At 65.0% G+C, this 22,670-nt stretch carries 21 protein-coding genes and 1 other RNA gene; 12 read left to right on the top strand and 10 right to left on the bottom strand.

All coding sequences use genetic code 11. The annotated features are described in order from the left end of the window. From FV220_RS07230 to FV220_RS07240, 3 genes are all read right to left on the bottom strand, one after another. Positions 1-1,287 (bottom strand): DNA polymerase III subunit gamma/tau (locus FV220_RS07230; protein WP_147830421.1); only part of this gene is annotated, 1,287 nt, incomplete at its 3' end. Between the two features lie 87 nt (positions 1,288-1,374). Then, positions 1,375-1,471, bottom strand: an RNA gene (ffs, locus tag FV220_RS07235) — signal recognition particle sRNA small type. 56 nt (positions 1,472-1,527) lie between these two features. Next, entirely contained in the window at positions 1,528-1,791 is a 264-nt protein-coding gene (locus FV220_RS07240) for a PepSY domain-containing protein (protein WP_147830423.1), read from the bottom strand. Positions 1,792-1,936: 145 nt separating this feature from the next. On the opposite strand from FV220_RS07240, the gene FV220_RS07245 reads away from it, so the two are divergent. Continuing rightward, the gene (locus FV220_RS07245; RefSeq protein WP_056161978.1) at positions 1,937-3,472 is read left to right on the top strand and encodes a YifB family Mg chelatase-like AAA ATPase; all 1,536 of its coding nucleotides are present in this window, start codon (positions 1,937-1,939) and stop codon (positions 3,470-3,472) included. A 16-nt stretch (positions 3,473-3,488) separates the two neighbouring features. On the opposite strand, the gene FV220_RS07250 is transcribed toward FV220_RS07245, so the two are convergent. The 3 genes from FV220_RS07250 to FV220_RS07260 all read right to left on the bottom strand — a co-directional run bounded on the left by FV220_RS07250 (position 3,489) and on the right by FV220_RS07260 (position 7,826). Then, positions 3,489-4,922 (bottom strand): mannose-1-phosphate guanylyltransferase/mannose-6-phosphate isomerase, encoded by a 1,434-nt coding sequence (locus FV220_RS07250; RefSeq protein ID WP_147830425.1) that lies wholly within the window; start codon positions 4,920-4,922, stop codon positions 3,489-3,491. Between the two features lie 176 nt (positions 4,923-5,098). Then, positions 5,099-7,264, bottom strand: a complete 2,166-nt coding sequence (scpA, locus tag FV220_RS07255) for a methylmalonyl-CoA mutase (RefSeq protein ID WP_056148835.1) — start codon at positions 7,262-7,264, stop codon at positions 5,099-5,101. 139 nt (positions 7,265-7,403) lie between these two features. Continuing rightward, positions 7,404-7,826, bottom strand: a complete 423-nt coding sequence (locus tag FV220_RS07260) for a hypothetical protein (RefSeq protein WP_238254217.1) — start codon at positions 7,824-7,826, stop codon at positions 7,404-7,406. A gap of 113 nt (positions 7,827-7,939) precedes the next feature. Here FV220_RS07260 and FV220_RS07265 point away from each other — a divergent pair, with 113 nt between their 5' ends. After that, complete coding sequence (locus FV220_RS07265; RefSeq protein ID WP_147830427.1) at positions 7,940-8,848, top strand: DUF817 domain-containing protein; 909 nt, start codon at positions 7,940-7,942, stop codon at positions 8,846-8,848. A 71-nt stretch (positions 8,849-8,919) separates the two neighbouring features. Then, entirely contained in the window at positions 8,920-9,120 is a 201-nt protein-coding gene (locus FV220_RS07270; RefSeq protein WP_027172373.1) for a hypothetical protein, read from the top strand. A 218-nt stretch (positions 9,121-9,338) separates the two neighbouring features. Here the strand turns inward: FV220_RS07270 and FV220_RS07275 are convergent, their stop codons facing one another. Continuing rightward, the gene (locus FV220_RS07275; protein ID WP_018044781.1) at positions 9,339-9,554 is read right to left on the bottom strand and encodes a hypothetical protein; all 216 of its coding nucleotides are present in this window, start codon (positions 9,552-9,554) and stop codon (positions 9,339-9,341) included. Between the two features lie 424 nt (positions 9,555-9,978). Here FV220_RS07275 and FV220_RS07280 point away from each other — a divergent pair, with 424 nt between their 5' ends. The 3 genes from FV220_RS07280 to FV220_RS07290 all read left to right on the top strand — a co-directional run bounded on the left by FV220_RS07280 (position 9,979) and on the right by FV220_RS07290 (position 12,167). Further along, positions 9,979-11,112, top strand: coding sequence for a trypsin-like peptidase domain-containing protein (locus FV220_RS07280; RefSeq protein ID WP_056148458.1), 1,134 nt, complete (start codon positions 9,979-9,981; stop codon positions 11,110-11,112). Positions 11,113-11,199: 87 nt separating this feature from the next. Continuing rightward, the gene (locus FV220_RS07285) at positions 11,200-11,457 is read left to right on the top strand and encodes a hypothetical protein (protein ID WP_147830429.1); all 258 of its coding nucleotides are present in this window, start codon (positions 11,200-11,202) and stop codon (positions 11,455-11,457) included. Further along, positions 11,454-12,167, top strand: a complete 714-nt coding sequence (locus tag FV220_RS07290; protein WP_056148465.1) for a DnaJ domain-containing protein — start codon at positions 11,454-11,456, stop codon at positions 12,165-12,167. The genes FV220_RS07285 and FV220_RS07290 overlap by 4 nt, the downstream gene beginning before the upstream one ends. Positions 12,168-12,313: 146 nt before the next feature. Here FV220_RS07290 and FV220_RS07295 read toward each other — a convergent pair whose 3' ends face one another. Next, a complete protein-coding gene (locus FV220_RS07295; protein WP_018044777.1) occupies positions 12,314-13,804 on the bottom strand; it encodes an SPOR domain-containing protein in 1,491 nt (496 codons plus the stop codon). A gap of 300 nt (positions 13,805-14,104) precedes the next feature. Here FV220_RS07295 and FV220_RS07300 point away from each other — a divergent pair, with 300 nt between their 5' ends. The 4 genes from FV220_RS07300 (at position 14,105) to FV220_RS07315 (ending at position 18,265) form a co-directional block, all read left to right on the top strand. Then, positions 14,105-14,449, top strand: coding sequence for a phasin family protein (locus FV220_RS07300; RefSeq protein WP_051074421.1), 345 nt, complete (start codon positions 14,105-14,107; stop codon positions 14,447-14,449). Between the two features lie 312 nt (positions 14,450-14,761). Further along, a complete protein-coding gene (clpS, locus tag FV220_RS07305) occupies positions 14,762-15,208 on the top strand; it encodes an ATP-dependent Clp protease adapter ClpS (protein ID WP_187273352.1) in 447 nt (148 codons plus the stop codon). Positions 15,209-15,231: 23 nt separating this feature from the next. After that, positions 15,232-17,709 (top strand): ATP-dependent Clp protease ATP-binding subunit ClpA, encoded by a 2,478-nt coding sequence (clpA, locus tag FV220_RS07310; RefSeq protein ID WP_018044774.1) that lies wholly within the window; start codon positions 15,232-15,234, stop codon positions 17,707-17,709. 280 nt (positions 17,710-17,989) lie between these two features. Further along, complete coding sequence (locus tag FV220_RS07315; RefSeq protein WP_018044773.1) at positions 17,990-18,265, top strand: hypothetical protein; 276 nt, start codon at positions 17,990-17,992, stop codon at positions 18,263-18,265. Positions 18,266-18,268: 3 nt separating this feature from the next. On the opposite strand, the gene egtD is transcribed toward FV220_RS07315, so the two are convergent. Together egtD and egtB are read right to left on the bottom strand one after the other, a co-directional pair. Then, positions 18,269-19,240 carry an L-histidine N(alpha)-methyltransferase gene (gene egtD / locus FV220_RS07320; RefSeq protein WP_147830431.1) on the bottom strand — a complete coding sequence of 324 codons (972 nt, stop codon included), beginning with the start codon at positions 19,238-19,240 and terminating at the stop codon, positions 18,269-18,271. 59 nt (positions 19,241-19,299) lie between these two features. Beyond that, positions 19,300-20,574, bottom strand: a complete 1,275-nt coding sequence (gene egtB / locus FV220_RS07325; protein WP_147830432.1) for an ergothioneine biosynthesis protein EgtB — start codon at positions 20,572-20,574, stop codon at positions 19,300-19,302. 195 nt (positions 20,575-20,769) lie between these two features. On the opposite strand from egtB, the gene murI reads away from it, so the two are divergent. Then, on the top strand, positions 20,770-21,648 hold the full coding sequence (murI, locus tag FV220_RS07330; RefSeq protein WP_147830434.1) for a glutamate racemase: 879 nt from the start codon (positions 20,770-20,772) through the stop codon (positions 21,646-21,648). Between the two features lie 204 nt (positions 21,649-21,852). Beyond that, positions 21,853-22,470, top strand: a complete 618-nt coding sequence (rpsD, locus tag FV220_RS07335; RefSeq protein ID WP_018044769.1) for a 30S ribosomal protein S4 — start codon at positions 21,853-21,855, stop codon at positions 22,468-22,470. Positions 22,471-22,670: the final 200 nt, after the last annotated feature.

Here is a 22,670-nt window from a genome sequence, read left to right on the forward strand (position 1 = left end):
GGCACTGCTGGGAGCGGGCGGGGAGGCGGTGGGTGGCGCTTGCGTCTGAGGCGATGCCAGAGCCTCGGTCCTCAGTTGCCTCAGCGCCTCGTCCGGCGTCGGGAGATCGGCGGCATAGGCGAGGCGCACGAGCGCCATCTCTGCGGCGGCCAGCGGTCTTGCGGCGACCTGGACCTCGGGGATGGCCTTCAGAAGTATCTGCCACGCCCGCGACAGGGCGCGCACCGAGAGCTTGGCCGCGAATGCGCCGCCCCGGCCGCGCTCGTCGGCGCTGAGCGTTGGGTCCGCGGCGGCGGCCTCGGGCACAAGCTTCAGGCGAGTGACGAGATGGGTGAAGCTCGCCAGATCCGACAGGATCACCGCCGGGTCGGCACCTGCCTCGTACTGGCCACGCACTTCCGCGAAGCTCGCCGGAACGTCGCCGCGCATCACCGCCTCGAAGAGGTCGACGATCCGCCCCCTGTCGGCGAGGCCGAGCATGTCGCGCACGCTGGCCCCGGTCACGAGACCAGCCCCATGGGCGATGGCCTGATCGAGAAGAGAGAGCGCATCGCGCACGGAGCCTTCGGCTGCGCGGGTGATCGCCGCCAGGGCTTCCGGCTCTGCCTCGACATTCTCGGCCGCACAGATCCGGGCGAGATGCGCGACCATGGTGTCCGCCTCGACCCGGCGCAGATCGAAGCGCTGGCAGCGTGACAGGATCGTCACCGGGACCTTGCGGATCTCGGTGGTGGCGAAGACGAACTTGGCGTGGGGCGGCGGCTCTTCCAGGGTCTTCAGGAAGGCGTTGAACGCCTTCTCCGAGAGCATATGGACCTCGTCGACGATGTAGACCTTGTAACGAGCCGAGACCGGCGAGTAACGAATGCCGTCGATGATGCCGCGCACGTCGTCGATGCCGGTATGCGAGGCGGCATCCATCTCCAGCACGTCCATGTGCCGGGATTCCATGATCGCCTGACAATGGCGGCCGAGCTCCGGCATGGCGATGGTAGGGCCGGTATCGGGATGGCCGTCGCGGACATAGTTGAGGCCCCGTGCGAGAATGCGGGCCGTCGTCGTCTTCCCGACGCCGCGTACGCCGGTGAGCATCCACGCCTGTGGAATGCGGTTGGCCGCGAACGCATTGGCAAGCGTGCGCACCATGGCGCCCTGGCCGATCAGATCGTCGAAATTCTGCGGGCGATACTTGCGGGCGAGCACCCGATAGGGCGTCACCGCCGGCACGGGCTCGGGCAAGCCCGGCAGGCCAGGAAGATCGCTCGGTGTGCCGGAAGTCGCGTCCATGCCGCCTTGCGTGGTTCGAACGGCCCCGGGTCGGGGGAATGCCGCCACGCGGGGCCTCGGACAGGTCGATCGGTGAGGATCGACGAAGGTGGGAGGCTGGACGAAGACCCGCTCGGTCTCGTTAGGGCTGCTTCCTTCCGGACCTGACCCGGTTGGCGAGTGAAACGTCCCTCGCCAACCTCCCGAGCGTTATATGGCCGGCGCTTCGGCGTAACGCAAGCGCCTCACGAGGCCGGACCTCTATTCGGCTTCGCGGGTGGTGATGGCGAAGGTCTTGGGGTCGAGCTCGAGGTCGAACTGCTTGCCGTTGGCATCGACGGCATCGTCCACGTCGATCTCATGATCCTCGACCTCGATCTTCTTCCACTTCACGAAGCCTTCCTTCTTCAAGGTCGCCTCGATCTTGGTGAGTTCCTCGGGCGTCGGTGCCCTGTCGGCGAAGGCGATTCCGGTCAGGGCGAAACCGAGGGCAATAGCTGCGAGGCCGGCTGTCTTGATCGACATGGACATCTCCTTGGATGGAAATCAGACGGTTGCGAACGGTACAGCCCTGCCGGAGTTCCATGACAATTCCACATGGGCGCACGCGCTGGTTGTCACGGGCGCCGGCTCGCCATAACCTTGGCCTTAACCTCAGAGGCTCGAAACCATGGTCACCCGCGTCGCCACCGTTGCCTTCGAGGGAATCGAGGCGCGTGCCGTCGACGTGCAGGTGCAGATCGCTCCCGGCGCCGTGGTCTTCATGGTGGTTGGTCTGGCCGACAAGGCCGTGGCGGAATCACGGGAGCGCGTCCGCTCGGCCCTGATCGCATCGGGACTCGCGCTTCCGGCAAAGCGCATCACCGTCAACCTCGCTCCGGCGGACTTGCCTAAGGAGGGATCGCATTACGATCTGCCCATCGCACTTGCGGTGATGGCCGCCATCGGCGCGATCCCGCCCGATGCGCTCGCCGGTTATTGCGTCCTCGGCGAGCTGGCCCTGGACGGCACGATCACAGCGGTGAACGGCGTCTTGCCTGCCGCCATGGCGGCGAATTCGCGGGGGCTCGGTCTGATCTGCCCGGCCGCGACTGGGCCTGAAGCGGCCTGGGCCGGTGGCGACATGGACGTTCTGGCCCCGCGCTCCCTGATCCAGCTCGCGAACCATTTCAAGGGCAGTCAGGTCATGGCACGCCCCGAGCCGGCCGTGGCCACGACCACGGGACGGCTGCCGGACCTTCGCGACATCAAGGGCCAGGAGGGAGCCAAACGTGCCCTGGAGATCGCCGCCGCCGGAGGCCACAATCTTCTGATGAATGGCCCGCCCGGTGCGGGTAAATCGATGCTCGCGGCCCGGCTTCCCTCCATCCTGCCGCCTCTCGGGCCCCGCGAGCTCCTCGAAGTCTCGATGATCCAGTCGGTGGCCGGTGAGTTGAAAGGCGGAGCTCTGTCGAACCGTCGGCCGTTCCGGCAACCTCACCATTCGGCGTCGATGGCTGCCCTCGTAGGAGGTGGTATCAATGCCCGCCCCGGCGAGGCCTCACTGGCGCATGGCGGCGTGCTGTTCCTCGACGAGCTTCCCGAGTTCACACCGCAGGTGCTCGATTCCCTGCGCCAGCCGATGGAAACCGGCGAGGTCATGATAGCCCGCGCCAATCACCGGGTGACGTACCCCGCGCGGTTCCAGCTGATTGCCGCCATGAATCCCTGTCGGTGCGGTCAGGCCCTGGAGCCGGGCTATGCCTGCCGGCGCGGACCCAACGACCGCTGCGTCGCCCAATATGGCGCGCGGATCTCAGGGCCACTCCTCGATCGCATCGACTTGCGGATCGAAGTTGGTGCCGTCACGGCGGCCGATCTGATCTTGCCTCCTCCGGCCGAAGGCTCGGCGGAGACAGCGGCTCGCGTGGCCTCGGCAAGGGCGCTGCAGGCCGCACGTTTCGCGGCGCACGGCCTGACCGGCGTCGTCACGAACGCAACCTGTCCGGTGCCGCTGATCGAGGAGATGGCGGCGCCTGATGCAGACGGTACGGCTCTGATCCGCAACGCGGCGGAGACGATGCGTCTCTCGGCACGAGGCTTCCACCGCGTATTGCGCGTGGCACGAACCTTGGCGGATCTCGACGGCGAAGAGCAGGTGCGCCGCCTCCATCTCGCCGAGGCCCTGTCCTATCGCGGCCGGGTCGAGCGACCCGTAGCCGCTTGACCCCCGGCCGTCGCGCCTATCGTCCGTAGATGTCCTCGACGCGGATGATGTCGTCCTCACCGGTATAGGATCCGACCTGGACCTCGATGAGTTCGAGGGGGATCTTGCCCGGATTGGTGAGACGATGCATCGAACCGATGGGCAGGTACACGGCCTCGTTCTCGTGAACCAGCACGACGCGATCGTCCACGGTGACCTCGGCGGTCCCGCGAACCACGACCCAATGCTCGGCCCGGTGGAAATGCTTCTGCAGCGAGAGCCGCCCGCCCGGCGTCACCATGATGCGCTTCACCTGGAAGCGCTCGCCGATATCGATGCGCTGGTACCAACCCCAGGGGCGGAGCATCCGACGATGCGCATCCGCCTCGGGATGGGCCTTTTCGCGCAACTGCGTGACCAGTTCCTTCACGAGGCCGGCTTTCGCCTTCGAGGTCACGAGGACGGCGTCCGGGGTCGAGACCACGACGACATCGTCGAGACCCACCACGGCAGTGAGATGCTCGCCTTCGCTATGCACGAGGCTACCGCGGGTCTCGACGAGTTCCACGCGACCGCGCACGGCGTTACCCAACGCATCACGGGGCAACACGTCCCAGACCGCGTCCCAGGTGCCGACATCGGACCAGGGGAAGGACACCGGCAAGACTCCGGCGCGATCGGTCCGCTCCATCACGGCATAATCGATCGAGGTCTTCGGCGCGCTTGCGAAGGCGGTAGCATCCAGGCGCAGGAAATCGAGATCGGTCGTCGCCCCATCGAGAGCGGCGCGGGTGGCGGCCAGGATTTCCGGAGCATAGGTCTCCAGCTCGGCCAGCATGACGTCGGCCCGGAACAGGAAGTAGCCGCTGTTCCATAAGGCGCCGTCGGCGATCAGGCTTTCCGCTCCGTGACGGTTGGGCTTCTCCACGAAGCGACCGACCTCATACGCGCCTTCGACCCCGTCAATCGATGCGCCCTTGCGGATATAGCCATAGGCCGTGGACGGTGCGGTGGGCTCGATCCCCAGCGTCATGATCCGACCGGCCTGCGCGCCAACAGCGGCGGCGCGCGCAGCATCCACGAAGGCAGCCGTGTCGCCGATGACGTGATCGGCGGCCAGGATGAGCACTACCGCTTCCGGGTCGCGCCGGGCGGCATGGAGGGCGGCGACCGCGACGGCCGCGGCTGAGTCGCGCCGCTCGGGCTCGAGAACGATGTCCGCCTGGACTTCGGCCTGAAGCAGCTGTTCGGCTACGATGAAGCGGGCGTCGCTGCTGGTGATGATCGTCGGCCGCGAGAAGGCGGTTCCATCCGCGACGCGACGGGCCGTGTCCTGGAAGGTCGAACTATCGGCATTCACGAGCGGCGTGAACTGCTTCGGCATGCTCTCGCGGGAGGCGGGCCACAATCGCGTACCGGAGCCACCGCATAGGATGACCGGATGGATGAGGGCGGAAAATCCTGAGGCCATCGGCGTCAACTCACAATTTCAGGTTCAGTACGATGCCGGGAAATACGATCTTGCTGCGCCGCAACCAACCCGTTGCGGGGCAAAATATGCGACGGACGCGATTAGGGCAGGAGGTGAGCGTCCGGCAATGGCCTCGGAGTTATCTTCAAGAATGCCGATGCGGCAATACGGTCATCCTACTCGGCGGCCTGCCGCGCGTTGTAGCCAAGCCTGCCGCTCAATTCCTCGATCAGCTTCACGGCTGCTTCAGCAATGACCGTGCCGGGCGGAAAGATCGCTGATGCGCCAGCGGCATAGAGCGCCGGATAGTCACCCGGGGGGATCACGCCTCCGATCACGATCATCACGTCGCCGCGTCCCTGTTCAGTCAGCGCCGCCTTCAATTCGGGCACCAGCGTCAGGTGGCCGGCGGCGAGAGACGAAACGCCGACGATGTGGACGTCGTTCTCCACAGCTTGTCGTGCGGCTTCGGCCGGAGTGGCGAAGAGTGGGCCGATATCGACGTCGAAGCCGAGATCGGCGAAGGCCGACGCAATGACCTTCTGGCCACGGTCGTGCCCGTCCTGGCCCATCTTGGCGACGAGGATGCGCGGGCGCCGCCCGTCATTTTCCTCGAAGGTCTCCACGAGCTGACGAACGGTCTCGACCACCGGCGACATGCCACCTACCTCTCGCTTGTAGACACCCGAGATCGAGCGGATCTCGGCGCGATGCCGGCCCCAGGCCTTCTCCAGGGCGTCGGAAATCTCTCCCACCGTGGCCTTCGCGCGGGCAGCCTCGACACCTAGCGCCAGGAGATTGCCCTCTCCCTGGGCGGCTGCGGTCAGTGCCGCCAGCGCGGCATCGACATCGGCCTGATTGCGCTCGGCGCGCAGCCTCTTGAGCTTGTCGATCTGCAGCATGCGGACATTGCCATTGTCGACGCGCATCAACTCGATGGCGCGATCGTCCTCGGGCTTGAATTTGTTGACACCGACGATGGTCTGACGGCCGGAATCGATCCGCGCCTGGGCGCGGGCCGCCGCTTCCTCGATGCGCAGTTTGGGGATGCCGGCCTCGATGGCCTTTGCCATACCGCCCAATTCCTCGACTTCGCGCAGGTGCTCCCAGGCGCGGGCGACGATGTCCTGAGTGAGCTTCTCCACATAGTAGGAGCCGCCCCACGGGTCGACGATGCGCGTCGTGCCGCTCTCCTGCTGCAGGAAAAGCTGCGTGTTGCGGGCGATGCGGGCCGAGAAGTCGGTGGGGAGCGCGAGTGCTTCGTCGAGGGCGTTGGTGTGAAGCGACTGGGTGCCGCCCTGCGTCGCGGCCATCGCCTCGATGCACGTGCGGGTGACGTTGTTGAACACGTCCTGTGCGGTCAGAGACCAGCCCGATGTCTGGCTGTGGGTGCGCAGGGGGAGGGATTTATCCGTTTTCGGCTCGAACTCCTTTACGAGCTTGGCCCAGATCAGGCGCGCCGCCCGCATCTTGGCGATCTCCATGAAGAAGTTCGTCGAGATCGCCCAGAAGAACGACAGTCGTGGGGCAAACTTGTCGATGGTGAGCCCGGCGGCGAGACCCGCCTTGATGTACTCGACGCCGTCGGCGAGCGTGTAGGCGAGTTCTAGGTCGTTGGTCGCCCCGGCTTCCTGCATGTGGTAGCCGGAGATCGAGATCGAATTGAACTTCGGCATATGGGCAGAGGTGTAGGCGAAGATATCGCCGATGATCCGCATCGAGCCCGCCGGCGGGTAGATGTACGTGTTGCGGACCATGAACTCCTTGAGGATGTCGTTCTGGATCGTGCCCGCGAGTTTCTCGGGCGGCACGCCCTGCTCTTCGGCCGCCACGATGTAGAGGGCGAGGATCGGCAGCACCGCGCCGTTCATCGTCATCGACACGGTCATCTCGTCCAGCGGGATGCCCGAGAACAGCGTCCGCATGTCGTAGATCGAATCGATCGCCACGCCGGCCATGCCGACATCGCCCGAGACACGCGGGTGATCGGAATCGTAGCCGCGGTGGGTAGCGAGATCGAAGGCGACCGACAGGCCCTTCTGTCCGGCGGCGAGATTGCGCCGGTAGAACGCGTTCGAATCCTCGGCCGTGGAGAAGCCGGCATATTGCCGGATGGTCCAGGGCTGGGTCACGTACATGGTCGGGTAGGGGCCGCGCAGGTAGGGTGCCACACCCGGATAGGTATGGAGAAACTCGATCCCCTCGCGATCCTCCGGCCCGTACACGCCCTTCACCGGGATGCCCTCGGGCGTCATCCATGGCTCGCCTGCGGGCGGCACTGGCGCCGTGAAGGCATCTGCCGCGTAGGGGACGTTCGCGAAATCGGGGATACGGGACGTCATGTGATCGAACTCGTGCGGCGGCGTTTGGCGAAGCATTATAGTGAAGCACCGGCTTCGGGCTATCCCTCTCAAATCCATTTTGAGAAACAGTGACGTCATCGGACCGGTCGGTCCGGGTTCGACGAGCGGGACAATCTCGTCACGGTCGGCGATATCGCGGTGCCGGGCCGGTGCGGCTTTCGAGCCATCCGAGACGCTCGTCGATCAGCTCGCGCAGCCTGTCGCGTCGCCTTGAGGCGCTCCAGCATGAATCGGGACAACTCGGCGCCTCGCCCTCGAAGGCACCCACCACGGCGAGAACGACGAGGACGAGCCCGAGGAGTAGACCGGCCACGACAGGCCAGGCGAAACAGAGCCCGACGAGCAAGGCTAGCCCGCCCTTGAGCAAGAGGGAGCCGGCGAGCTTCAGCTTCACCAAGGCGGCGAAGCTGGCGCCGCCGCCGAGAGCCCCACGGACACCGCGCATGGCCACGGCGCGTACGCGGCGGCGTTCGAGCAGAACCTGAAGCCGGGCGAGGTTCCGCCGCACGCGGCGCGTTTCGGGATCGGTTTCGTCGGACAACGTGTGGATCGTCAAACGGTCGGTCTCTCGCGCGATCGATAAGGCCGAGCCTCGATGTGGGCCTGGTCTCCATTCGGGTAAAGGGAGACCGCAAAAGCTTCGGGACAGCCACCGTGACAGACATTCCGACCGCCAGCGCGGCCTGCCTATGGCGCCCCATTGCCCGGTTCGTCGCCATCGAGGCGCGGGTCGGCGCCTGGGCTCTGGCACGTGGACCTCTGGTGGCCGGGGTCTACGAATTCCTGCGTTTCGGCATCAAGCAGGGATGGGCCTGCCTGTTCGGCGGATTGCTGTGCGCCCTCCTGATCGGCAGCTACCTGTTCTATCCCGCCCAGGCCACGCTCAGCCGATACGACATGCTGACCCTCTCGGCCGTGATGATCCAGGTCGTCCTTCTCGCTCTGCGCATGGAGACCTGGGAGGAGGCGAAGGTGATCGCTCTCTTCCATGTGGTCGGGACGGTAATGGAAATCTTCAAGACCGCCGTCGGATCATGGATCTACCCGGAGGTGAGCCTGTTCCGCATCGCCGGCGTGCCGCTCTTCACGGGCTTCATGTATGCGAGCATTGGCTCCTACATCGCCCGGGTGTGGCGCCTGTTCGATTTCCGCTTCACCCACCATCCCGGCACCGGTGCGACGCTTCTGCTGGCCACGGCGATCTACCTTAACTTTTTCACGCACCACTACGTAACGGACATCCGCCTCGGGTTGTTCGCGGCGACGGCTCTGCTGTTCGGCCGAACCTGGGTGTATTTCAAGGTCTGGCGGGTACACCGGCGGATGCCGCTTCTCCTGGGCTTCCTGCTCGTCGCCCTGTTCATCTGGCTCGCCGAGAACATCGGCACCGGAACGCGGGTCTGGCTCTATCCGAACCAGGTATCGACCTGGGCGATGGTTTCCTGGCCGAAGCTTGGTTCCTGGTACCTGCTGATGATCGTTTCCTACGTTCTGGTCTCCCTCGTGAACAAGCCGGAGGTTTATAGGCACGGCGAGATCGAACGGGGAAATTACAAACAATAGCGACTGGCTTTCTTCAGTGTTTGGCAAGATCGAGCGGGCTAAGCCCGTCTGAGCCATGAGGAACCCCGTTCATGAGTGATTCCATCGCCGGCCTCGCGCAGTCGATCGTCTCGAACCAGAGCGCTGCGACGCGCGAGTCGATGCAGACGACCTTCATACGCAAGCAGGGTGAGAGTGATCGGGCCATCGCCCAGCTCTTGCAGCAATCCGCCGATCAACAGAAGGCTGTTCTTCCCGAAGGCCAAGGCGCAGTCGTGGACCGGCAGGTCTGAGCCCCGGTTACCATCGGTGGAGAGGCCGGATGATCGCCCGCATCGGGGCAGGTCATCCGGCAGGATGGGTCGTGCGTGTCGCCAGGGGCCGAAAACGTAACGGACAGCTCGGCTCGGTTCACGACAGATCGGGACGTCCGCCGTGCGGCGCGGTCGGTTCCGCGCCGGCGGCTGGGTCTTCCTGGCCTCGTCAGGAGGTTGCGAGAGGCCGCATCACCTTAGTTGAGATAGGTGCGGATCCAGTTCGGCGAGAGGATTTCGCCTTCCTCGGTGATGATCCACGGCTGCTTTGCCGGGTCGGTCAGGGCGCCTGCGGCGGCCTCGATCGCCTCGCGAAGGGTGCCGTAGCGCGCGGGCTGGGCCAGCGGCGCCGGGACGGGGGTGGTCCGCCAGATCGTTAGATCGGCGGGACGTTCGAGGGCTTCGGTTTCCATAGCGATGTTTTCCTTGAACCTGAGAGGGTCGTTCCCCGCGGGTCTGTGCTGCTGGGCCAGCATTCGGTGCAGCCAGAGCGGGACGTGTTTCCGTGAGAATGGAAGCATCTCTAGGGCAGCTTTGCGATCAATTTGGGCATTGCCATGATGAGTATGGCAGACCCGATCCTTTATCCCCCGCCTTAAACATCATGTTTTGAACACAAAGCTTTAAGCGGCTGCCCTGGGACGCCCTCTTTTTATGATGAAGAGTTTAGGGTGACAGTGCTGATTGAACTTGTAGCTTGAACCTTAGGACGGAACCGTGTGCCCGCGCACTCGGATCGTGCCGCCCGTGAAAACAGTTGAACGGAGATGGGTGACCGACCAGTTAATGCGACGGACGCAGTCCAGAATTTTTCCAAAGCTGTGAAAGGGATGTGACATGTCGGATCGCTTTGGCCGCATGGCGATCACGGCGGCCCTGGTGCTCATGGCGCTCTACGTCGGACAGCCCTATTTGGCGGCGCTCCTGTTCTCGGCTGAAACTCCTCGGGCGATCACGGCCCGGGGGGATCTGGCCCCATCCGAAACGTCCACCGCGACCTTGTTCGAGCGCGCGAGCCCGTCGGTCGTGCATGTCTTCGCCCAGGCCGCTGCCCAGGGGCGTTCCCTGATGAGCCCCGATTCCGAGGAGGGCGAAGGGGGCAACGGCGCGCAGACGGGCACGGGCTTCGTCTGGGATGCCGCCGGGCACGTGGTCACCAACAATCACGTGGTGGCGGGCGCGGCCCAGCGGGGTGGCTCGGTGTCCGTCCGCCTATCCTCGGGGGAGGTCCGCCCGGCGACGATCGTCGGGACCGCGCCGAGCTACGATCTCGCCGTGCTTCGCCTCGGCGGCACCGGTGTCGTTCCGCCGCCCCTGGCCATCGGTACCTCGGCGGATCTCAAGGTCGGGCAAGCGGCCTTCGCCATCGGCAACCCGTTCGGCCTCGACCATACCCTCACGACGGGCGTCATCAGCGCTCTTCGTCGCCGCCTCCCGACGGGGGAGGGGAGGGAGTTGTCCGGCGTGATCCAGACCGACGCCGCGATCAATCCCGGCAATTCCGGGGGGCCGCTCCTCGATTCCGCGGGGCGACTCGTGGGCGTCAACACGGCGATCTATTCTCCCTCGGGCGCCAGCGCCGGCATCGGCTTCGCGATCCCCGTGGACGTGGTGAACCGGGTCGTGCCCGAACTCATCCGCAACGGCCGCACCCGCAATCCGGGCATCGGCATCATCGCCGGTCAGGAAGCGACCGCCGCGCGTCTCGGGATCGACGGCGTCGTGGTCCTGCGGGTCCTGCGCGGATCGCCGGCCGCCGAGGCCGGATTGCGCGGTGTCGATGTCCAGACCGGTACGATCGGCGATGTCATCGTCGGAGCCGGCGGTCAGCCGGTGCACCGCCTCGCCGATCTCACCGCCGCGATGGAGGCGGCGGGCATCGGCAAGGCCGTCGATCTCGCCGTCGAGCGGGACGGCCGCATCCGCAAGGTGAAGGTCATCACGGCGGATGTGGCAGAGACGCGGCAATAAGGCTTTCCCAGGCCGGGCTGTCACAAAGGCCGTTTCCGGTGCAGTAGGGTTGAAACCGCGCCGAACGACAACACGCAAGACACCGCAATGACGACGAAGGCCCGCCTGTTCCGATCCCTCGTCCGCGTCGCGCTCGTGCTCGGCGTGATGCCGGCCGGAGCGAGGGACGCGTCGCGGCGCCTATGCCGCGACGATGCTCCCGAGGGGGGGCGCCTCCCGCCGCGCGACACGTGTCCGGATCGCAGCGCCGAGCAGGTGGGAACGCAGGGCGGTTTCCACCGGATCGGCGATGTCCAGGTCAGGATCGGCGGACGGGTCACGCTCGACCACGACATGCGCCGATGACCATCCTTGCCGCCCTCGCGGCCCTGTTCGTCCTGTGGTGGTACGCCAAGACCGCCAAGCCCCACCTCGTCCGGCGCATGGGTCGGCTGATCACGCCGCGACTGGCGAGACGGATCGGCGGCTATGTCTTGCTCGCCCTGGCCGGCGTGGCTGCGGTTCGTGGTCGGATCGAACTCGCGATCCTGTTCGGGGGCGTCGCGTTCTGGTTCCTCGATGGTGTAGACGCCGTGCTCGTCCGGCTTCGCGGCCTGTTCAGGCGCGCATCCGTCTCGCGGCCCACGATCGTGCTGTTCGAGGTGATGCCCGATGGGCGGACCGCTGACGGGATCGTCCAGATCGGTCCCTATGCCGGGCGGCGCCTGTCGCAGCTTCCTGAAGCGGCGCTGATACAGATCCTCGCCGTCTGCCGCAAAGTCGACCGCATCGCCGCTCGCCGTTTACAGACGTATCTCGACGGCAGAACGGCCGCCGGGCGTGAAGACGCTGAGAGAGATTCCGACGCGCGGTCGCGCCGTCCGCCGGATCCAGGGGCGATGACGCAAGAGGAGGCCCACCAGATCCTGGGGCTTCAGAGCGGGGCGACCCTGCAGCAGATCCGCACGGCTCATCGCACGCTGATGAAACGGTGGCATCCCGACCAGGGCGGAACGGTCGAGGGGGCTTCGCGCATCAACGCGGCCCGAGACAGGCTTGTGAGCCGACATCGCTGATACTCCACGCGCGTTGCCAGAAAAATGCTCGATCGGACCCGGCCGGCGAACAGCCGACTGGGTTCGGCGAGGACGCAAATGGCGTCGTCACCGATGTCAGGAGGGCTTCCAGCTTCTGAAAAGCTAAGCCGTCACGATGGCGGGTTTCAGCTTCGCGTGGCGAAGCAGTTGAAGCCGTTGCGCTTCAGGGTCGAGCAAGCGTCCTGCGCGGCTTCCTGCTCGCTGAAGCCCGAGAACCGGGCCCGGTAGAGGGTGGCGCCGCCATGATCGACCCTGACCGTGTAGGGCGAGGCCTTGGAAAGGGCGCTTCCGGCCCGGCTGCGCGCCTCGGAAAGCATCGACTTAGCCTTGTCTTCGTCGTCCATGGCGCCGAGCTGGATCACCCAGGCGGTAGGCGTGACGCGGCTCGTGGACGCTGACTTCGGGGCGGGCTCGGGCCGGGCGCCATCGACCGATGCGAGACGTGCATCCGACTTGCCGCTGGGCGAAGCCTTGGTTCCAGGGAAAGCGGCGGGCGCGCTGCTCGGTGCATAGGCCTGAGCCGAGGCCGGGAGGGCGCCGCTCCGCCACTTGGCACCGGCGCTTCCAGGGGTCGTGGTCTGGCGCGGGCTGATGTCGAGAGGTTGGGTCGAGGCGGTGGTCTCCACCTCGATCTCCTCGTCGTCGGCCGAGGCGACCTGAGTGCGCGTCCGCGACGTGGCGTCCGCCACCACGGCCGGGCGGCCACGCTCGGCGACTTCCGTGACCGCCGGTGCCTGGCGGTTGCCGGCATAGGCGCGCGGCAGGTTCGCCCGGACGAGATCGGCCATGATGCGGTCGCGGCTGGCACCGGACTTTCCGCCGAGCACGATCGCCACGATCTGGCGGTCGTCGGACTTGGCGGCGGTCATCAGGTTGAAGCCGGAATCGCGAGTGTAGCCGGTCTTGATGCCGTCCACGCCTTCGACATTGCCCAGGAGCCGGTTGTGGTTGCCGATGACCCGGCCGCGGAAGGCGAAGGAGCGGGTCTGAAAGTACTTGTAGTAGCGCGGAAACCGGTCCTGGATCGCCCGGGCGAGGATGGTCAGGTCGCGCGCCGTGGTGATCTGGTCCGCATCGGGCAGGCCCGAGGCGTTGGCGTAGTTGGTCCGGGACATCCCCAGGGCCTGTGCCTTGCGGGTCATCATCTCGGCGAATTTCGGCTCCGAGCCGGCGATGTTCTCGCCGATGGCGCAGGCCACGTCATTGGCGGATTTCGTCACGATCGCCTTGATCGCGTCCTCCACCTCAATCGTCGAGCCGGGCCGGAGACCGAGCTTGGACGGCGGCCGGGCGGCGGCGAATGCCGAGATGGTCAGGGGCGAGTCGAGGTTGAAACGGCCACGCTCGAGCTGTTCGAACAGCATGTAGAGCGTCATCACCTTCGTGATCGACGCCGGGTGGCGGAGGGAATCCTCGTTGACCGCGTGCAGGGTGCGGCCCGTCTTCACATCGACCACCATGGCGGCGTAGGGCGGGTTGTAGCCCCCGCCACCGCCCCGGTGATGGTGCCCACGACGCGCATCGGCGGGCGAGGCGATGGCCGTGAGAACGGCTGCGGCCGTAATCAGGGCCGGCAGTCCATGGGTCGTCCGGGAGCGACTCGGAACGCTACGCATCGCGACGGGGTGTCCTCGACAACCGACCCTGAGGTCGGCTTGCACTGCATCATCACTGCAAGGCCGGCGAACGTGCCGCCGTGCCCTCGCAACATCTGTCAATCAGGCTAGGTCGACGCGGTTACGGCCCGGTTAATGCCTCGGCATCAATTTGCTCGCTTTCGCTGCGGTGCAATATAAATCTTGACGATCGATGGTGCATTGCACATAAAGACGGCGTTGGTCGATTCCGCGGGTCGGGGAACCGGCCTTGTCGACATCCGGCCCCAGAGGAATGCCCGCAAGGGTATCTCGCATCCCATGACTTTCCAGCCCTTCGACAAGATCCCCGCTTTCGACAAGTCCGGCTTCGATTCGGCGATGAAGAGCGTGTCGCTCGTCGCCCGGACGAACCAGACCGTCGGCACCGAGATGGCGGACTTCACCAAGCAGTCCTTCGAGCATGGCACCGCCACGATGAAGAAGCTGTCTGAGGCGAAGACCCCTCAGAGCGCCATGGAAATCCAGGCCGAGTTCATGAAAGCGTCCTACGAGCGCATGGTCGCTCAAGCGAAGCTGGTCGGCGGCCTGTATGCCGAGCTCGCCAAGGAGATCGGCAAACCGCTCGAGGGCCTGACCAAGATCAAGCTTCCCGCTACCAACTGAGCGTCCGTCCGGCGTTGGAGCCGGCGACGACAAGAAAGATATGCTAAAGGGTGATCGAGCGACGGCTCGGTCGCCCTTTTTCGTGCGTCATCGCACCTTCCCGCGGCATTGCCGGGTAAAGTCCGCCCGGCGGCAGGCGTTCACCGGGCCACGTACCGGACAAGTGCGCGCAGGCGACTGGCGAAGTCGGGAAACGGCCTATAGATTGACGGTGAAGCAGGCGCGCGGCGCCAGCGTGCAGTCGGGAAGCCGGTGGGGTCTCACGATCCGCGTCCGGGCTTCTCTGCCAAAAATGGGGTCGATGCTATTCCGATGTCCGACGACCCGATGCGTTGTCTGGTCTCCCTCAATACGGATCACGGCGGCGCCACCACGACCGCTGGGCTTGATGGCGCGATCCCTGACGATCCTTCGACGCCGCGCGCAGCCGATCCCATTGGACCGGGCGGCAATGACGACGGTCGCTCGGGGACTGCGATCATCACCCGGACCAAGCCCAAGACGAAACGGCCGAGCCTGTACCGCGTGCTCCTTCTCAACGACGATTACACGCCGATGGAGTTCGTCGTGCACGTGGTCGAGAAATTTTTCAACAAATCACAGGCCGATGCCTACCAGATCATGATGCACGTGCATCAGAATGGCGTCGGCGAGTGCGGGATCTTTACCTATGAGGTGGCGGAGACCAAGGTGACGCAGGTCATGGACTTCGCGCGCAAACACCAACATCCTCTCCAGTGCGTCATGGAAAAAAAATAGGCACTTCACACGAGGACCCGCTTTTGCCCAGCTTCTCTCGCAGCCTAGAACAAGCTCTCCACCGCGCCCTGGCGCTCGCCGGCGAGCGCCGGCACGAATATGCGACGCTGGAGCATCTGCTCCTCGCCCTGGTGGACGACCAGGACGCCGCGGCCGTCATGCGCGCCTGCAACGTCGAGGTCGACACGCTGAAACGCAGCCTCGTCGAGTATGTGGACACCGAACTCGCCAACCTGATCGGCGATGGGCGCCAGGATGCCAAGCCGACGGCGGGTTTCCAGCGGGTGATCCAGCGCGCGGTCATCCACGTCCAGTCCTCCGGCCGGGAAGAGGTGACCGGGGCCAACGTGCTCGTAGCGATCTTCGCCGAGCGCGAGAGCCATGCTGCCTATTTCCTGCAGGAGCAGGACATGACCCGCTACGACGCGGTCAACTACATCAGCCATGGCATCGCCAAGCGTCCCGGCGCGTCCGAGCCGAAGCCCGTTCGTGGCGCGGAGGAGGAGCCTTCCACCGAGCGTCCGAGCGGCGAGGAGACGGAGAACCGCACTAAAAAGAAGGGCGACGCGCTCGAGGCTTACTGCGTCAATCTCAACAAGAAGGCACGCGATGGCCGGATCGATCCGCTGATCGGTCGTGAGAGCGAGGTCCAGCGCACCATCCAGATCCTGTGCCGCCGTCAGAAGAACAATCCGCTGCTCGTGGGCGACCCGGGTGTCGGCAAGACCGCCATTGCCGAAGGACTGGCGCGCAAGATCATCAACAAGGAAGTGCCGGAAGTTCTCATCGACGCAACGGTGTTCTCCCTCGACATGGGCACCCTGCTCGCGGGCACGCGCTATCGTGGCGACTTCGAGGAGCGGCTAAAGCAGGTGATGAAGGAGATCGAGGCGCACCCGAACGCGGTGCTCTTCATCGACGAGATCCACACCGTCATCGGCGCCGGCGCGACTTCCGGCGGTGCGATGGACGCGTCGAACTTGCTCAAGCCCGCTTTGGCCAACGGTTCGCTCCGCTGCATCGGCTCGACCACCTACAAGGAGTACCGTCAGTACTTCGAAAAGGACCGCGCCCTGGTGCGCCGGTTTCAGAAGATCGACGTCAACGAGCCGTCGATCCCGGACGCCATCGAGATCGTGAAGGGTCTCAAGCCCTATTTCGAGGAGTTTCACAAACTCAAATACACGACCGAGGCCGTGAAAGCCGCCGTCGAGTTGTCTGCGCGCTACATCAACGACCGCAAGTTGCCGGACAAGGCGATCGACGTGATCGACGAGACCGGCGCGTCGCAGATGCTTGTGCCGGAAGCTCGCCGCAAGCGGACGATTGGTGTGAAGGAAATCGAAGCGACCATCGCGACGATGGCACGTATCCCGGCAAAGACCGTCTCGAAGGACGATGCTGCGGTTCTCAAGAACCTTACCGAGAACCTGAAGCGCGTTGTCTACGGGCAGACGGATGCCATCGAGGCTCTCACCTCGGCGATCAAGCTGGCGCGCGCCGGCTTGCGCGATCCGGACAAGCCGATCGGCTCGTACCTGTTCGCCGGGCCCACCGGTGTCGGCAAGACGGAAGCGGCCAAGCAGCTCGCTTCGTCACTCGGCATCGAGATGATCCGTTTCGACATGTCGGAATACATGGAGCGCCACACGGTCAGCCGTCTCATCGGCGCTCCGCCCGGCTATGTCGGCTTCGATCAGGGTGGGCTGCTCACTGACGGGATCGACCAGCATCCGCATTGCGTGCTGCTGCTGGACGAGATCGAGAAGGCCCATCCGGACCTCTTCAACATCCTGTTGCAGGTGATGGACCACGGCAAGCTCACCGATCACAACGGCAAGCAGGTGGATTTCCGCAACGTCATCATCATCATGACGACGAATGCGGGCGCATCGGACATGGCGAAGTCGGCCTACGGCTTCACCCAGGCCAAGCGCACGGGAGACGACGTCGAGGCGATCAACAAGCTCTTCGCGCCGGAATTCAGGAACCGCCTCGACTCGATCATCTCGTTCGGACATCTGCCGAAGGACGTGGTGGCCAAGGTTGTCGACAAGTTCGTGCTCCAGCTCGAGGCGCAGCTGGCCGACCGCAACGTGACCATTGAACTCTCGGACGAGGCGCGCGAGTGGTTGACCGAGAACGGTTACGACGAGGCGATGGGTGCCCGGCCCATGGCACGCCTGATCCAGACCACGATCAAGACGCCGCTCGCCGATGAAGTCCTGTTCGGACGCCTCAAGGATGGCGGCGCGGTTCGGGTTGTGCTGAAGAAGGCCGAGGAAGGTGTGACGCTGGCGCAGAAAGACGCGCTGGCCTTCGAGTTCCCGGCCGGACCCGTGACACCGAAACCGGAGAAGGACGTGACCAATGCCGGCGGCAAGCGCAAGCGCAGCCGGGCCAAGGCCGCTCCGCGAAAGAAGGAAGAGGCGAAGAAGGACGACAAGGGTGGTTCGGGCGGTGTCCGCACGGTACCGAAAGTTCCTCTCGTCCGGGCCTGATCGCACCGAAGCTCTGCCGAACGGGGCGCGTCTTCCTTACGAGGGAGGCGCGCCCCGTTCGCGTTCGGGCTGAAAATGCGCGGTCCTGCTGTCGACATGCGCGGGCTCGGTCGCTAGCTAGCGCCTTTGAGTAAATGCATCAGCGCACGTTCGGCCGTGACACCTTCGAGGGGCTCGCCGAGCAACGTCACAGACTTCGATTTCCCGTCACGGCTCATGCCGGTGCGGGAAAGGTTGGAGTGGGATCGTTGAAGCCACTCGCGATGACAGGGGAGTATCCATGAGCGATCTGCAAGAGGGCCCCCTGACACCGCTCTCCAGCCAGGGCACGCATGTCGCGGCCCGCCCGCAGAAACTAACCCGGCGCGAAGAGCGACGGCGTCGTCGTGTACGGCGGCGCCGGGGCGAGGAAATCCTGGGTTGGATCCTCGTTCCGATCATCTGCTACGGAATTTATTGGGGGATCAGCGCCGGATTCGACGTGCTCGGAACGACTCCGGGCACGGTCTGGGACCAGTTGATGCAGGTCAAGCAGATGCTCGAGAAGAAGGCTTGACCCTTATCGGGTGAGGGCATGGACCGAGAACAAGCGCTCGGCATCGGTCCAGCTCTTCGCAACCTTCCATCCTGCCTGAGCCGCAAGGGCGCGGAAGCCGTCGATCGTGTACTTGTAGCTGTTCTCGGTGTGGATCGTCTCTCCACCCGCGAAGCTGAAGCGGCGGCCCGCGAGCGACACGTCCTGGGCGCGCAAGCTCACGAGATGCATCTCGATCCGCGACGCCTCAGGTGCGAAATAGGCCCGGTGGGCGAAGGCCGATCGGTCGAAATCGGCACCGAGTTCGCGATTGATCCGATCGAGCAGGTTGAGGTTGAAACGCGCCGTAACGCCAGCCGCATCGTCATAGGCCGCATCCAGCACCGTCTTGTCCTTCACGAGATCGACGCCGACAATCAAGGATGCTCCAGGCCCGAGAACCCGCCCGAAATGGGCAAGGAGATGAGCGGCCTGAGGCGGCTCGAAATTGCCGATGGTCGAGCCTGGGAAGAACCCCGCTACAGCGCCATCGGAGAGCCCGTCGGGGAGAGTGAAGGGCCGGGTGAAATCCGCCGCGACCGGCTGAATCGACAGGTGTGGGAAGTCCCGCGACAGGGTTTCGGCTTCGCTTCGTAGGAAGTTCTCCGAAACGTCAACCGGAACGTAGGCGGCCAAATCCGTGAGATGGACGAGAAGCCGCCGGACCTTCACCGTCGAGCCGCTACCGAATTCCACGAGGTTCGCTCGTGAAGGAAGAAGCGATGCGATGTCCGGCCCCGACGCATCGAGGATGCCGATTTCCGTGCGAGTCGGATAATATTCCGGCTGTCGGGTAATCGCCTCGAACAGGTCGGAGCCGATCTCGTCGTAGAAATACTTCGCCGGAATGAATTTCTGTGCCGCCGAGAGCCCCACGAGGATGTCGTCGAGGAACTGCTGCTCCGGAGTGACGGAGGAGACGGGGGTGGCGTCCGTGAAGACGGGGTTGATGGTCACGGGCAAGTCTCCGAGGAACGCCGAAGGACGTAAGGTTTCGCGGGAGAGGGAAACGGAGATCAGTCGCGATAGTTCGAAAGCCGCAGCCCCGTGAACTGCCAGCGCTGATGCGGATAGAAGAAATTGCGATAGCCGATCCGGGCATGACCTTCGGAGGTGGCCACGGAAGAGCCGCGCAGGACGAACTGGTTCGACATGAACTTTCCGTTGTATTCGCCGAGCGCACCGGACACCGGCCTGTAGCCCGGGTAGGACAAATATGCAGAACGGGTCCATTGCCAGACGAGGCCGAAGGCGTCGTCGAGCAGACCCTCCTTGGCGGCGATCTCCCATTCGAACTCGGTGGGCAGATCGCGCCCCGCCCATCGGGCAAAGGCATCCGCCTCGAAATAGCTCACGTGGGTGACGGGCAGGGCCGGGTCGATACTGGCCTGTCCGGCGAGGGTCATGCTCGACCATTGCCCGGCCTCATTGCGCTGCCAGTAGCCGGGGGCCTCCCAGCCCTCCGCCCGCACCGCGAGCCAGCCATCCGAGAGCCAGAGTTCGGGCCGCGCGTAGCCGCCATCCTCGATGAAGGCGAGCCATTGCGCGTTGGTGACGAGGCCCCTGTCGATCCGACACGGCAGGATCAGCGTCTCATGGCGTGGGGATTCGTTATCGAACGAGAATCCGTCGCCCTGATGCCCGATCTTCTCGACCCTCCCATCCAACTCGGCGGTTCCGCCCCGCGATACAGGACGAGGAAAACGCCATCCGGCATCGTAGACGGGGCTCAGAGGGTTCTGCGCGAAGGCATGGAGGATGTCGGTGAGGAGCAACTCCTGATGCTGCTGCTCATGATAAAGGCCGATCTCCAGGATCGACAGCACCGTGTCGAGGGTCGCCTCGGTCGAATCCGCCAGGAGGCCCTCCACTGCACGGTCCACATGAGTGCGGTAACCGGCGACCTCATCCGCGGTCGGCCGTGTGATGAGACCGCGCATGATTCTCGGCTGGCGGGGGCCTGCGGCGACGTAATAGGAGTTGAAGAGGTAGTGCAACCGCTCGTCGTAGATGCGGTAGCCGGGCACGTGATCGCGCAGGAGGAACTGCTCGAAGAACCACGTGGTATGCGCCCGGTGCCACTTCGTCGGGCTGGCATCGGCCATGGACTGGATCTGCTGGTCCTCCGGCGATAGCGGCGCGGCGCGGCGCTCTGTCTCGTCACGCACGGCGCGGAAGGCCCTGATCCAGGCCGCGCGATCCACCGGCCTTTCCGAGACGTTTGGCGGCGGGAATGCCGCGCTTTCCGTCTGACGATGCGAGGTCTCGCGGATTGCCGCCGTCGCTGCCATTTCGATCACTCCACTCGCATCCATGATGCGGAAATATGGCCCCGCCGCCATTCGGCAACGGCCGTTCGCCTGCGCCCATCGACGCGGCGCGCATGGGCGAAAAATGCCGGGCCTTTTTCATGCCTCAGTGACACGGCCTTAACCCTGCCGGCCCGACACTCCTCCATCCACGCACAGTGTCCAGGCAAGGCTCGTATGCGGATCGATCTGATGGCAGGAGTGATGACGGCGGCCCTGGCGGCTGAAATCCGGCCGACCCCAACCATTCTCGTGTTCGATTCCGGTCTTGGAGGCCTCACCGTTCTCGAACAGGTGAGGCGCGCCCGGCCCGATGCGCGTTACGTCTATGCCGCCGACGACGCCGCCTTTCCCTACGGGCGTCTATCGGAATCCATCCTCGTTGCCCGCGTCCTGGCGGTGATGGAGAGACTTCTCCTACGCCACGGCCCCGATCTCGTCGTGATCGCCTGCAACACGGCGTCGACCCTGGTGCTTCCTGCACTCCGGGCGCGCTTTTCGACACCGTTCGTCGGCGTCGTGCCGCCGATCAAGCCGGCGGCGGAGGCGACACGCTCGCGCAGGATCAGCCTCCTGGCGACGCCTGGCACTGTGGCGCGGCCCTATACCCACGACCTCATCGAGACTTATGCGGGCGCCTGTGCGGTCACCCTGGTCGGATCGCCGAATCTGGCGGCCTATGCCGAGGCCGAACTCGCGGGCCGCCCGGTCGACGACGCGTTGATCGCCGCCGAGATCGCCCCATGCTTCGTCGAGAGCGAGGACGGTCGACGTACGGACGTGGTCTGCCTCGCCTGTACCCATTATCCCCTGCTGCTCACGCGATTCCAGCGCCTCGCCCCCTGGGAGGTGACCTGGATCGATCCGGCCCCGGCCATCGCCCGCCGGGTCACGCAGCTTCTCGGTCCATCCCGGCGCAAGCCCCTGGACGACATCCCTCCGGGGCTGACGGCCTTCACCAGCGGTGCCGGCATCACGCCCTCCCTGCGTCGCTCTCTCGATGCCAGGGGCGTCGGCGATGTCGCCGTGGAGATGATGCCGCTCGCTCTGCAATAGATGCGTTGCCGCCTCGGCATTGACCTCCGGGCCTCTCTCGCCTATGCAGCGCTCAGTTACGGGGCTCCGAGAGGGGCCCCGCAGCTTTTTCAAGCGCACCCGTGAGCGGCAATGTCCGCTCTGTCGTTCCGCTTCGGCCCCGGGCCGCTTCGGAAAGAGGAGGGCGCGTTCCTCGACCAATCTCACTCGCTGAGAGGAACTGCGATGTCAAAACGTATTCAGGCGAAGCACAAGCTCGATCGCCGTATGGGCCAGAACATCTGGGGCCGCCCGAAGAGCCCCGTCAATCGCCGCGAGTACGGCCCCGGCCAGCATGGCCAGCGCCGCAAGGGCAAGATGTCCGACTTCGGCACGCAGCTGCGCGCCAAGCAGAAGCTCAAGGGCTACTACGCCAACATCACCGAGAAGCAGTTCCGCCGCTACTACGCCGAGGCGATCCGCCTGCGCGGCGACTCGAGCGAGAACCTGATCGGCCTGCTGGAGCGTCGCCTCGACGCGGTCGTGTACCGCGCCAAGTTCGTGCCGACCCCGTTCGCTGCCCGCCAGTTCGTGAACCACGGCCACGTCAAGGTGAATGGCCGTCGCGTGAACATCGCCAGCTTCCTCGTGAAGCCGGGCGACGTGATCGAGGTGAAGGATTCGTCGAAGCAGCTCGAGATCGTCGTCGTCGCCTCGCAGCTCGCCGAGCGTGACGTGCCGGACTACATCGAGGTGGATCACGCCAAGATGACCGCTCGCGTCACCCGCGTGCCGAGTCTCAGCGAAGTTCCCTACCCGGTCCAGATGGAACCGAACCTTGTGATCGAGTTCTATTCGCGCTGATCCCACCGGATCATCACCGAGACGAAAAAGGCCGCCCGAGAGGGCGGCCTTTTTGTTTGCCCGATGCTCTTTGGAACGGGGCAGGTTGCGCTCCGCTGGCGGCCTGCGGTGCGGGGAGAGCACAAGAAAGGCGGGACAGCCTATCTGGCCACCCCGCCTTCGGTAACTCTTCTAACGGACGATCAACTCGCAGCCTGGAG

Source organism: Methylobacterium sp. WL19 (assembly GCF_008040005.1).
GTDB classification, from domain to species: domain Bacteria; phylum Pseudomonadota; class Alphaproteobacteria; order Rhizobiales; family Beijerinckiaceae; genus Methylobacterium; species Methylobacterium bullatum.

Excerpts from the sequence above, each read along its gene's own strand:
- FV220_RS07275 (WP_018044781.1), bottom strand. The coding sequence starts at position 9,554 with ATGGAAACCGAAGCCCTCGAACGTCCCGCCGATCTAACGATCTGGCGG.
- FV220_RS07315 (WP_018044773.1), top strand. The coding sequence starts at position 17,990 with ATGAGCGATCTGCAAGAGGGCCCCCTGACACCGCTCTCCAGCCAGGGC.
- FV220_RS07300 (WP_051074421.1), top strand. The coding sequence starts at position 14,105 with ATGACTTTCCAGCCCTTCGACAAGATCCCCGCTTTCGACAAGTCCGGC.
- clpS (WP_187273352.1), top strand. The coding sequence starts at position 14,762 with ATGTCCGACGACCCGATGCGTTGTCTGGTCTCCCTCAATACGGATCAC.
- murI (WP_147830434.1), top strand. The coding sequence starts at position 20,770 with ATGCGGATCGATCTGATGGCAGGAGTGATGACGGCGGCCCTGGCGGCT.
- FV220_RS07290 (WP_056148465.1), top strand. The coding sequence starts at position 11,454 with ATGACCATCCTTGCCGCCCTCGCGGCCCTGTTCGTCCTGTGGTGGTAC.
- FV220_RS07245 (WP_056161978.1), top strand. The coding sequence starts at position 1,937 with ATGGTCACCCGCGTCGCCACCGTTGCCTTCGAGGGAATCGAGGCGCGT.
- FV220_RS07270 (WP_027172373.1), top strand. The coding sequence starts at position 8,920 with ATGAGTGATTCCATCGCCGGCCTCGCGCAGTCGATCGTCTCGAACCAG.
- egtB (WP_147830432.1), bottom strand. The coding sequence starts at position 20,574 with ATGGCAGCGACGGCGGCAATCCGCGAGACCTCGCATCGTCAGACGGAA.
- FV220_RS07285 (WP_147830429.1), top strand. The coding sequence starts at position 11,200 with ATGACGACGAAGGCCCGCCTGTTCCGATCCCTCGTCCGCGTCGCGCTC.
- FV220_RS07295 (WP_018044777.1), bottom strand. The coding sequence starts at position 13,804 with ATGCGTAGCGTTCCGAGTCGCTCCCGGACGACCCATGGACTGCCGGCC.
- scpA (WP_056148835.1), bottom strand. The coding sequence starts at position 7,264 with ATGACGTCCCGTATCCCCGATTTCGCGAACGTCCCCTACGCGGCAGAT.
- FV220_RS07250 (WP_147830425.1), bottom strand. The coding sequence starts at position 4,922 with ATGGCCTCAGGATTTTCCGCCCTCATCCATCCGGTCATCCTATGCGGT.
- FV220_RS07240 (WP_147830423.1), bottom strand. The coding sequence starts at position 1,791 with ATGTCGATCAAGACAGCCGGCCTCGCAGCTATTGCCCTCGGTTTCGCC.
- rpsD (WP_018044769.1), top strand. The coding sequence starts at position 21,853 with ATGTCAAAACGTATTCAGGCGAAGCACAAGCTCGATCGCCGTATGGGC.
- FV220_RS07280 (WP_056148458.1), top strand. The coding sequence starts at position 9,979 with ATGTCGGATCGCTTTGGCCGCATGGCGATCACGGCGGCCCTGGTGCTC.